The sequence below is a fragment of the Variovorax sp. FW301-JW7 genome, assembly GCF_058788795.1.
The window spans coordinates 51,847-61,838 of sequence record NZ_JBYTBC010000019.1; the positions used below are offsets into that span (position 1 = coordinate 51,847).

Consider the following 9,992-nt stretch of genomic DNA (forward strand, 5'->3'; position numbering starts at 1 on the left):
CAGGTCAGCGCGCTGCGCTGTCGTCGCTCGGCAGGAAGGAATCGCCCGGCGTCAGCGGCGCATGGCGGTAGCTGGCCGGCGTGCGGCTGAGCTTCACGGGCGCGCCGATGCCGCGGTAGCCGCCTTCCATCTCCACCACCATCTCGCGGTGCAGCGTGTGCGGGTGCTGCAGCGCGGCTGCCACCGGCAGCACGGGCGCGGCGGGCACGCCGGCGGCCATCAGCTGGTCGACCAGCGTGCGGCCGTCGAAGGCGGCGAGCGCGGCTTCGAGCTGTTGCTTGAGGCCGTCGCGGTTCACCGAGCGCGCGCCGGCGGTGCGGTACAGCGGGTCGTCGGACAGCGCGGTCAGGCCGATGCAGCGGCAGAAGCTCGCGAACTGGCGGTCGTTGCCCACGGCCACGAAGATCGGGTCGGTGCCCGTGGCCAGCGCATCGTAGGGATAGATGTTGGGGTGCGCGTTGCCGGTGCGGCGCGGCGCCGTGCCGTCCATGAACCAGTTGGCCGCGTGCGGGTGCAGCAGCGAGAGGCCGCTGTCGTACAGCGCCGCTTCGACGAACTGGCCGCGTCCGCTGCGGTTGCGCTCTTGCAGCGCGAGCAGCACGCCGATCACCGCGTTGAGCCCGGTCACCATGTCGACCACCGGCAGGCCCACGCGCAGCGGGCCGCCGTCGGCCTCGCCGTTGATGCTCATGATGCCGGTCATGGCCTGCACGGCGGCGTCGTAGCCCGGCAGCGCGCCCAGCGGGCCGTCGGCGCCGAAGCCCGACACGCGGCACCACACCAGGCGCGGAAAGCGCTGCGACAGCGCCTCGTAGCCGATGCCCCAGCGCTCCATCGTGCCGGTCTTGAAGTTCTCGATCAGCACGTCGGCCTCGGCCACCAGCGCCAGCAGCGCCTCGCGGCCTTCCTCGGTCGAGAAGTCCAGGTGCTGCACGCGCTTGTTGCGGTTCAGCCCGTGGTAGTACGAAGCCACGCCCTCCTTGAAGGGAGGGCCCCAGGTGCGCGTGTCGTCGCCCTGCGGCGGCTCGACCTTGAGCACGTCGGCACCATGGTCGCCGAGGATCTGGCCGCAGTAGGGGCCGCCGAGGATGCGCGAGATGTCGAGCACGCGGATGCCCGCGAGGGCGCCGGTCGAAGGGGAAGCGGTGGTCATGGGGTGGACTCGGAAGAAGGAGAAGCGGTGCGCGGCTCCAGCTTGAAGGTGCCGGTGGCCAGCGCGAGCAACTCGCCGTCGGCGTTGCGCGCTTCGCCGCGCGCGAAGTACATCGCACGGCCGCGCCGCTCGCACACGGCGGTGGCGATCACGTCGCCGGCGCAGGGCGCGGTGTAGTGCACCGTGATGTCGACGGTGACCACGCCGAAGGCCGTGGGCGCGTGCGAACGCACGGCGCTGGAGAGCGCGCAGTCGAACAGCACGGCGATCGCGCCGCCGTGCACGTCGCCGCGGCTGTTGGTGTGGTCGGCGCTGTAGGGCATGCGCACGCGCGCGTGCTCGTCGCCGATGGCCTCGCCGCGCAGCGCGAAGGCGCGGGCCATCGGCATGGGCAGGCCGAACAGCACGCCGGGCGGCTCGTCGATGAAAGCGGGGTCCTGCATGCGGCGCACTCCGTGGTCAGTCGAGCAGGCCGCGCTGGCGCAGGCGCGCCACGCGCTCCTTCTCACGCGCGGTGGTGGCCAGCGCGTAGCGGCGGTACTGCTCGGGGTCCATCGCGTTGGCCTGCTGGTTCAGCTGCTCCAGCACACGCAGGCCGGCGGGCGATGCCAAGGCTTTGCGGAAGGCGTCGTGCACGGTCTTCACGCGGGCCGGGTCCATGCCGGCGGGGCCGGCGATGCCGTAGGGCGAATCGATGACCGCGTCCACGCCCTGTTCGCGCAGCGTGGGCACCTGCGGGTAGCGCTTGACGCGCTGCGGCGTGAGCATCACGAGGTAGCGCATCTTGCCGGCGTCGATGTGCGGCACGGCCACGCCCGAGAGCGGCGCGGCGTCGATGTGGCCGCCGAGGATGGCGTTGGTGACTTCGGCGTCGCCCTTGAAGGGCACCATGTTGAGCTGGACCTTCGCCATCTCGGCGGCTTCGTCCATCACGATGCGTGGCGTGCCCACGGCGCCGGTGGCGCCGACATTCAGCTTGCCGGGGCGGCGCGCGGCATCGGCCGCGAAGTCCTGCCAGGTCTTCCACGGTGCGTCGGCCTTCACGGCGAGGCCGAAGGTGTAGTCGGACAGCATCACCACGTACGAGAAGCTGCGCGCCGGGTCGAAGGCCACCTTGTTGATGAAGGGCTCGCGGTACACCGAGGCCGGCAGCACGGCCAGCGTGTAGCCGTCGGGCGCGGCGCGCACCAGCGCGGCGGCGCCGTTGGTGCCGCTCGCGCCGGGGCGGTTGTCGAGCACCACGGGCTGGCCGAGGGCCTTGCCGGCCTCATCGGCGACGGCGCGCAGGTGCTGGTCGGTGGGCCCGCCCGCGGCGTACGGAACGATCAGCGTGACGGGGCGTTGCGGGTAGGTCTCTGCGGTGGCGGCGCCGGCTGCGGCGAACAGCGCGGTCACGGCGATCAGGCGTGACAGCAGGTGCGTCTTCATCTTCTTGTCTCCTTATTTTTTCTTGTGCGTCGTGGCGGTCAGTCGAGCTGCGCGCCGGACTTCTTCACCACGTCCTTCCACTTGGCCGTTTCGCTGCCGATGAACTGCGCGAGCTTCTGCGGCGAGGTGTCCGCCGTGGCTTCCAGGCCCTGCGCGGCGAACATCTGCTTGACCTTCGGCGAGTTGAGCACCTCGGCGAACGCGTGGTTGAGCTTGGTCACGCGGTCGGCCGGCGTGCCGGCCGGCGCGACGATGCCGAAGAACACGCTCACGTCGTAGGGCTTGTGCAGCTGCTCGGTGAGGGTCGGCACCTCGGGCAGCGCCTGCGAGCGCGCCGAGGTGGCCACGCCGAGCGCGCGCAGCTTGCCGGCCTTGACGTAGGGCAGCGCGGTGAGGATGTCGGTGAAGGTCATGCTGACCTGGTTGCCCAGCAGGTCGTTGAGCGCCGGACCCGTGCCCTTGTAGGGCACGTGCAGCAGGTCAGTGCCGGCCACCGAGTTGAACAGCACGCCCGCCAGGTGCGACGAGGCGCCGTTGCCCGACGAGGCGTAGCTCAGCTTGCCCGGGTTGGCCTTGGCATAGGCGACCAGCTCGGCCACGTTCTTCACCGGCAGGGCCGGGTTCACCACCAGGATGTTCGGCAGGTAGCCGACCTGGATCACGGGCGCGAAGCTCCTGGTCGGGTCGTAGCTGATCTTGCGGTACAGGCTCACGTTGATGGCCAGCGGGCCCGAGGTGCCGAACAGCAGCGTGTGGCCGTCGGCCTCGGCGCGCGCCACGTAGTCGGCGCCGATGTTGCCGCCCGCGCCCGCGCGGTTCTCCACGATCATGGGTTGGCCGAGCTTGTCGCGCAGCTCGGCGGCGAGCGTGCGCGCCATCGCGTCGGTCGGGCCGCCGGGCGGGAAGGGCACGACCAGCGTCATGGGCTTGGTCGGGAAGGCGCCGGGCTGGGCCTGCGCGGCGGGCGTGGCTGCCAGCAGCAGCGCGGCGCAGGCGGTGCCCAGGAGGAGGCTGAGTCGTTGTCGCATGGGGTCTTGTCTCCGTTGTTCTCGAAAAAGGGGCTCAGGCGGTCGTGCGCACGAGCGCGGCGTGCCAGTCGGCGGGCAGCGCGTCGGGCGCCAGCGGATCGCGCGGCAGCACGCGGTGCAGCAGCACCAGCTGGGCCCAGCGCAGGCGCGCGGCGGAACCGCCGGCCGAGGCCTCCCAGGCCATCGCGGCGGCGCTGGTGCAGTGGTACAGCGCCGAGGCGGCCTGGCGCGCGAGCACGTCGCCGCCTTCGCGCGCGGCGGTCTCGGCCAGGGCGCAGGCGCGCGCCATGGTGTCGCGCAGCGCGGCGGCAAAGGCCGGCGTGAGCGTGGTGGCGTCGCTGATGAGCTTCTCGACGTGCGCGCGCAGCACGGGCAGCGAGCCTTCGCGCTTCACGGCGCGGATCACGTCGAGCGCCACGATGTTGCTGGTGCCTTCCCAGATCGAGCCCAGGTGCGCGTCGCGCACGAGGCGCGGGTCGCTCCACTCCTCGATGTAGCCGCAGCCGCCGCGCACTTCCATCGCGTCGCCCGTGACCTGGCGCGCGTCGCGGCAGGCGCGGAACTTGATGAGCGGCGTGAGGATGCGCAGCAGCGCGTACGCATCGGGCTCGCCGGCGTCGGAGCGCGCCAGCGCCTGCGCGGTCTGGCAGACCATGGTGCGGGCCTGTTCGGACGGCACGCGCAGCTTGTCGAGCTGGCGCTGCATCAGCGGCATCTGCTCGAGCGCGCGGCCGAAGGCGCGGCGCTCGGATGCGATGTACTCGGCCTCGGCCACCGCGCGGCGCATCAGGCCGGCGGAACGCACGCCGTTGGACAGGCGCGAGTTGTTGACCATGTCGGCCATCTGCTGGAAGCCGCGGCCTTCCTCGCCCACGAGGTAGGCCACCGCGCCTTCGAGGCGGATCTCGCCGCTGGCCATCGAGCGCGTGCCCAGCTTGTCCTTGAGGCGGATGATGCGGTAGTGGTTGAGGCTGCCGTCGTCGAGTTCGCGCGGCAGCAGGAACAGCGACACGCCCTTCATGCCCGCGGGCGCGTCGTCCGCGCGCGCCAGCACCATCGCAAAGCCGGCGTCGGGGTTGGAGCAGAACCACTTGTCGCCGGCCAGGCGCCAGCTGCCGTCGGCCTGGCGCTGCGCGGTGGTGGCGGTGGCGGCGATGTCTGAGCCGGCGGCCTGCTCGGTCATGAACATCGCGCCCTGCGCGAGTTCGTCGAAGTCGAGCGAGGTCAGGCGCGGCAGGTACTTGGCGACCAGCTCGGGCGCGCCGAACTTCTTCAGCGTGCGCGTGAGCGAGTCGGTCATCGAGACCGGGCAGCACAGGCCGAACTCGGCCTGCACGAAGAGGTAGGTCAGCACGTACTTGACCAGCGGCGGCATCTTGCCGGCCCAGCCCAACGTCTCGTCGCGGTGCGAGATGGCGGCCAGGCCGAACTCGCTGAGCGCCAGGCGCTCCATCTCGACGTAGGCGGGGTGCTTGATGACCTTCTGCTCGTCGATGCCGGTGCGCGTGCGCTGCTTCAGCGTGGGCGGGTTGCGGTCGGCGGTGCCGGCCAGGTCGTCCAGCAGGCCGCCGGCCAGGCCGCCCAGGCGCTCGAAGTGCGGGCGCATGTGGGTGCGCAGGGCCTCGGGCAGGTACAGCGCGAGCAGCGTGTGCAGCTCGGTGTCGGTGGTGAAGAGGTTCTGGCCGTGGCGATCGGGGATCGGGTGCGCGGCGGCTGTGGCAGCGGAAGCAGCGGGTGTGGGCATGCGGGCGTCTCCTGGTTCGCCGCATTGTTGAGTTGGCAATGATCCGTGTCTAATATTGATTTGGTCTTGTACGATTTGATTTGACTATTCATGGAACTGCGGCACCTGCGCTACTTCTCCGTGCTCGCCGAAGAGCTGCACTTCGGGCGTGCCGCGCGGCGGCTGGCCATTTCGCAGCCGCCGCTGTCGGTGGCGATCCGCCAGCTCGAAGACTCGGTGGGTGCGCGCCTGTTCGAGCGCAACAGCAAGGAAGTGCGGCTCACGCCGGCCGGCGAGGCGCTGCGCGTGTCGGCGCGGCGCGTGCTGCTGCAGGCCGAGGAGGCCGCGCTGGAGGCGCGCGACGTGGCCACCGGCTCGGCGGGCCGACTGCGCATCGGCTTCGTCGGCGCCATGCTCTACCGCGGCCTGCCGCCCGCGCTGCGCGCGTTCCAGGCGCGGCATCCGGCGGTGCGCATCACGCTGAGCGAACTCAACTCGGGCGTGCAGATCGCCGAGCTGCTGCACGACCGGCTCGACCTGGGCTTTGTCCACACCAGCCGCATGCCGGCTGAGCTGCGGCACCGGCTGCTGTTGTCGGAGCCCTTCGTGGCCTGCCTGCCCGCGGGCCATGCGCTGGCGCGCAAGCGCGTGCTGGCGCCGGCCGACCTGCGCGATCAGCCCTTCGTGCTGTTCTCGCGCGAGGCCTCACCCGATTACCACGAGCGCATCCTGTCGATCTGCGCCGACGCGGGCTTCCTGCCCGAGGTGCGCCACGAGGTGCGGCACTGGCTGGCCGTGGTGTCGCTGGTGTCGCAGGGCATGGGCGTGGCGCTGGTGCCGCAGGCGATGCGGCACTCGGCGCTGCGCGGCGCGGTGTTCCGCCCGCTCGACCGCGCGGTGGCGCAGTCGGAGGCCTATGGCGTGTGGCGCACCGGGCCGGTCAATGTGCTGGTCGAGCGGCTGCTCGAAGGCGTGGCGCAGAGCCTTGCGGCGAACGCCGCCGGGTGATCACGCGTAGAGCGGCTCTTCGGCCATCTGCTCGCACTGGTCTTCCAGCACGAGGATCTGGCCCTTCCAGTAGTCGCTGGAGCCGAACCACGGGAAGTTGATCGGAAAGATCGGGTCTTCCCAGCGCCTTGCCAGCCAGGCGCTGTAGTGGATGAGCCGCAAGGTGCGCAGCGGCTCGATGAGCGCCAGCTCGCGGCGGTCGAATTCGCGGAACTGCTCGTAGCCGTCGAGCAGGCCCGACAGCTGCGCCGTGCGCTGCGCGCGGTCGCCCGACAGCAGCATCCACAGGTCTTGCACCGCGAAGCCCGTGCGCGCGTCGTCCAGGTCGACGAAGTGCGGGCCGCCGCCGGGGCGGTCGGTGGGCGTCCACAGGATGTTGCCGGGGTGCACGTCGCCGTGCAGGCGCAGCTTGCGGGGCTTGAAGTCGGAGGCCGGCGGCTGCAGCGCCAGGGCGGTGGCGCGGACCATGTCCAGCGCCTCGTTGCAGATCTTTTCCCAGTCGCGCTGCATGTCGAGCGGGATCTTGTCGTTCTCCAGCAGCCAGTCGCGGGAGTCGAGGCCGAAGGTCTGCAGGTCGAGCGCGGGACGGGCTTCGAACGGTTTGGCGCTGCCCACGGTGTGGATGCGCGCCAGGAACCGGCCGACCCATTCGAGCACCTCGAAGTTGTCCAGCTCGGGCGCGCGGCCGCCACGGTAGGGGCTCACGCTGAAGGCAAAGCCGGCGTGGTGGTGCAGCGTCTTGCCGTCGAAGGCCAGCGGCGGCACGGCCGGCACCTCGCCGGCGGCCAGTTCGAGCGAGAAGGCGTGCTCTTCGAGGATCTCGGCCTCGCTCCAGCGGCCGGGGCGGTAGAACTTGAGCACCACCGCAGGATGGGGGTTCGGGTCTTCCAGGTAGACCTGGTAGACCCGGTTTTCATAGGAGTTCAGGCCGGTGAGGCGGCCGTCGCCGTGCAGGCCGAGTGTCGCGAGCGCGTCGAGCACCACGTCGGGCGTGAGGCTCTCGTAAGGATGGGTGTTCGCGGGCGCGACAGAAGAAGGGGTCATGCGGCGATTGTCGCCACATGGGCCCCGTGCGGGTCAGCGAGCGCCCGCTTGTTTGTAAAGCGAAAGGATATGGCCGGTGCGCGGGTCGCCCTTGCCCGCCAGCACCTGCGCGTAGGCGGCCTGCACCGCCTCGCCGCCGTGGTGGTGCTCGGTGTGCAGCCAGGGGTTGCTGGCGTCGGTCACCGTGGCCAGGAAGCGGTGCCACGCGGCCACCATGCGCCGGCCGAACTCGTCGGCGCCCCATTCGGTGGTGCGCTTCTTGATCTGCGCCGGCGCGAAGAACAGCGTGGCGCGCGGGCCGGTCAGGCTCTTGCCCGCGCCCTTCGATGCGAGCTGCTCCACGTGCGTGCCGCCGATCGAGCTGCTGTACTTGAGGTTGGTGAAGCGCTCGTGGATCGCGGTGCGCAGCTCGCCGTTGCCGGCGAAGTCGATGTACACGCAGGGCGTGTCGGCGGCGATGGTGTCGAGCGCGTCGTAGGTCACCACGCGGTCGTAGCAGCCCAGGCTCTGGCAGAAGGCCACGTTGGCGGGCGAGGTGAGGCCGACCACCTCGATGCCGTCGCGCTGGTGCAGCTGGAAGGCCGTGCCGTAGGCCGTCTTGCTCGAGGCGCTCGACAGCAGCATGGTGGTGGCGCCGAAGAAATCGTTGTCGGCCATGAAGTCGTCGATCAGCCACGAAGTGATGAACAGCGGGCGCAGCAGCGCCTGCAGGTCTTCGGTGTCGGTGGTGTACAGCGGGTCGGCGTTGCAGCGGAAGTACTGGTTGTAGACCGCGGGCAACTCGGCGCGGTGCGCCGCCGCGTCGGTGAAGCGCGAGGGCGAGAGCCGGTCGGGGCTGAGCACCGCGCTCGTGGACATCGGCCAGTAGCCGTAGATCCGTTCGCCCACGGCCACGCCCGGGTGCTGCGACTGCACCACGCTGGCAAAGCCCCACACCGGGATGCTGCCCCAGCCTTCTTCCTCGGAGGGAAAGAACTGCCAGTAACTCATCGCATCGCCGAAGGCGGCGTAGGTGATGTTGTTGGATGTGAGCGCAAAGCTGTCGATGCGCACGCGCACCTGCCCGTCGGCCAGCGGCCGTTCGGTGGTGTCGGTGTGCAGGCGCGCGGTGGCCAGCTGGTCTTTGCGGATCAGGAGGTGGGTGGTGCTCATGGGGTCGATCTCCACGGGTGTGTGTTGAAGACGGGTGGGCGGGACGTGCGGCCACGTTAGCCAAGCTTGGTGAAAGGCGCTACCACGGCATTCGTTTTGGCGTCACCCGTGAGACAGACATAAAAAATGCGCCCGGGCTTGGGGCCGGGGCGCTTTTTCGTGAAACCGTCGGAGCGGAATCAGACGATCGTCAGTTCCACGTCGATGTTGCCGCGCGTGGCGTTCGAGTAGGGGCAGACCTGGTGAGCCGTGTCGACCAGCAGCTTCTTCTGTGCGTCGTCCAGGCCGGGCAGCGTGATCGCCAGTTGCACCGAGATGCCGTAGGCCGCGCCGCCGTTCGTCGGGCCGAGGGAGACCTTCGAGTCGATGGCGACGTCTTCCGGCACCTTGACGCTGATCTTCGGGCCGACGGCCTTCATGGCGCCGATGAAGCAGGCGGCGTAGCCGACCGCGAACAGCTGCTCGGGGTTGGTGCCGGGCTTGCCCGAGCCGGGCGAGCTCAGCTTGACGTCGATGGCGCCATCGCTGGACTTGCCAGCGCCGTCACGGCCGCCGACGGTGTGGGCTTCTGCGGTGTAGAGAACTTTGTCGAGCTTGGTGGTCATGGTGATTTCCTTTGGGCTTGGGGGTGGTGAAAGGGCTTCCTGGGGAGGCCGGGGGAACTAACTCTGGCTGATTTGTGTGTCAGGCGGCTTTGCGGATGCGGTCGCGCAGGGTCTGGATCTGCTGCGTGAGGGCGATCAGCTCGGGGACGGAGCATTCGGCGGCGGCCATGAGGCACTCGGGGACGTTGGCGGCACGGGACTTGAGCTTGCGGCCTGCGGTGGTGAGCGTGATGTGGACGCGGCGCTCGTCCGCGACGTCGCGGACTCGGGCTACGTAGCCGTTGGCTTCGAGGCGTTTGAGCAGCGGGGTGAGGGTGCCGGAATCTAGAGAGAGACGCTCGCCGAGGGCGGAGACGGTGGGGCCGTCTTGCTCCCAGAGGGCGAGCATCACCAAGTATTGAGGGTAGGTGAGCTGGAGCTTTTCTAGCAGCGGCTTGTAGAGGCGGGTCATTGCCAAGGAGGCGGAGTAGACGGCGAAGCAGAGCTGGTTGTCTAGCTTGAGCAGGTCGTCTGTGTTGGGTTTCGTTGGCATGGGTGGAATTGTAGTTCGCAATTGAATTGTGTGCAATGTAGTTGTTTTGGATTGGTTTTGGGGGTTGCTTTCCGGGGCCGGGTCTCGCCCCGGCAGGCGACCTACTTTTCTTTGCTTCGCCAAAGAAACGTAGGCAAAAGAAAGGCGACCCCACTGTCTGCGACCCCTTCGCTTCGCTACGGGGCAACCTGCGGTGCTCGCGTTTCGCGGGGTCTCGCAGAACTCGCTTCGCTCAAACAAGGGCGAGCCCTGATCCGCGAAACGCTCCGCTCCTCGGCGCAGCCAGAGGGGAGGGGAAATGCGGGCCATCGCTTCGCTC

General features: G+C 69.7%; 10 protein-coding genes. 1 reads left to right on the forward strand and 9 read right to left on the reverse strand.

The features are described from left to right. Nucleotides 1-4 precede the first annotated feature (4 nt). From AC3WQM_RS30235 to AC3WQM_RS30255, 5 genes are read right to left on the reverse strand one after another with little or no spacing between them, the layout of a single operon-like run. Complete coding sequence (locus AC3WQM_RS30235; RefSeq protein WP_492683634.1) at nt 5-1,153, reverse strand: CaiB/BaiF CoA transferase family protein; 1,149 nt, start codon at nt 1,151-1,153, stop codon at nt 5-7. Beyond that, entirely contained in the window at nt 1,150-1,596 is a 447-nt protein-coding gene (locus AC3WQM_RS30240) for a PaaI family thioesterase (RefSeq protein WP_492683635.1), read from the reverse strand. Before AC3WQM_RS30240 ends, AC3WQM_RS30235 begins: the two co-directional genes overlap by 4 nt. Before the next feature lie 16 nt (nt 1,597-1,612). Next, complete coding sequence (locus AC3WQM_RS30245; RefSeq protein WP_492683636.1) at nt 1,613-2,581, reverse strand: tripartite tricarboxylate transporter substrate binding protein; 969 nt, start codon at nt 2,579-2,581, stop codon at nt 1,613-1,615. 38 nt (nt 2,582-2,619) lie between these two features. Beyond that, on the reverse strand, nt 2,620-3,609 hold the full coding sequence (locus tag AC3WQM_RS30250) for a Bug family tripartite tricarboxylate transporter substrate binding protein (RefSeq protein ID WP_492683637.1): 990 nt from the start codon (nt 3,607-3,609) through the stop codon (nt 2,620-2,622). A 34-nt stretch (nt 3,610-3,643) separates the two neighbouring features. Then, entirely contained in the window at nt 3,644-5,353 is a 1,710-nt protein-coding gene (locus AC3WQM_RS30255; protein ID WP_492683638.1) for an acyl-CoA dehydrogenase family protein, read from the reverse strand. A 90-nt stretch (nt 5,354-5,443) separates the two neighbouring features. Between AC3WQM_RS30255 and AC3WQM_RS30260 the strand changes: the two genes are divergently transcribed. After that, nucleotides 5,444-6,340 (forward strand): LysR family transcriptional regulator, encoded by an 897-nt coding sequence (locus AC3WQM_RS30260; protein WP_492683639.1) that lies wholly within the window; start codon nt 5,444-5,446, stop codon nt 6,338-6,340. Here the strand turns inward: AC3WQM_RS30260 and AC3WQM_RS30265 are convergent, their stop codons facing one another. From AC3WQM_RS30265 to AC3WQM_RS30280, 4 genes are all read right to left on the reverse strand, one after another. Then, entirely contained in the window at nt 6,341-7,384 is a 1,044-nt protein-coding gene (locus tag AC3WQM_RS30265) for a serine/threonine protein kinase (protein WP_070063054.1), read from the reverse strand. It lies immediately after the preceding gene. 33 nt (nt 7,385-7,417) lie between these two features. Beyond that, a complete protein-coding gene (locus tag AC3WQM_RS30270) occupies nt 7,418-8,536 on the reverse strand; it encodes a DUF2855 family protein (protein ID WP_492683640.1) in 1,119 nt (372 codons plus the stop codon). A 179-nt stretch (nt 8,537-8,715) separates the two neighbouring features. Beyond that, complete coding sequence (locus AC3WQM_RS30275; protein WP_056576713.1) at nt 8,716-9,141, reverse strand: organic hydroperoxide resistance protein; 426 nt, start codon at nt 9,139-9,141, stop codon at nt 8,716-8,718. 79 nt (nt 9,142-9,220) lie between these two features. Beyond that, complete coding sequence (locus AC3WQM_RS30280; protein WP_095950280.1) at nt 9,221-9,673, reverse strand: MarR family winged helix-turn-helix transcriptional regulator; 453 nt, start codon at nt 9,671-9,673, stop codon at nt 9,221-9,223. Nucleotides 9,674-9,992 lie beyond the last annotated feature (319 nt).

Excerpts from the sequence above, each read along its gene's own strand:
- AC3WQM_RS30280 (WP_095950280.1), bottom strand. The coding sequence starts at position 9,673 with ATGCCAACGAAACCCAACACAGACGACCTGCTCAAGCTAGACAACCAG.
- AC3WQM_RS30270 (WP_492683640.1), bottom strand. The coding sequence starts at position 8,536 with ATGAGCACCACCCACCTCCTGATCCGCAAAGACCAGCTGGCCACCGCG.
- AC3WQM_RS30260 (WP_492683639.1), top strand. The coding sequence starts at position 5,444 with ATGGAACTGCGGCACCTGCGCTACTTCTCCGTGCTCGCCGAAGAGCTG.
- AC3WQM_RS30240 (WP_492683635.1), bottom strand. The coding sequence starts at position 1,596 with ATGCAGGACCCCGCTTTCATCGACGAGCCGCCCGGCGTGCTGTTCGGC.
- AC3WQM_RS30255 (WP_492683638.1), bottom strand. The coding sequence starts at position 5,353 with ATGCCCACACCCGCTGCTTCCGCTGCCACAGCCGCCGCGCACCCGATC.
- AC3WQM_RS30265 (WP_070063054.1), bottom strand. The coding sequence starts at position 7,384 with ATGACCCCTTCTTCTGTCGCGCCCGCGAACACCCATCCTTACGAGAGC.
- AC3WQM_RS30235 (WP_492683634.1), bottom strand. The coding sequence starts at position 1,153 with ATGACCACCGCTTCCCCTTCGACCGGCGCCCTCGCGGGCATCCGCGTG.
- AC3WQM_RS30245 (WP_492683636.1), bottom strand. The coding sequence starts at position 2,581 with ATGAAGACGCACCTGCTGTCACGCCTGATCGCCGTGACCGCGCTGTTC.
- AC3WQM_RS30275 (WP_056576713.1), bottom strand. The coding sequence starts at position 9,141 with ATGACCACCAAGCTCGACAAAGTTCTCTACACCGCAGAAGCCCACACC.
- AC3WQM_RS30250 (WP_492683637.1), bottom strand. The coding sequence starts at position 3,609 with ATGCGACAACGACTCAGCCTCCTCCTGGGCACCGCCTGCGCCGCGCTG.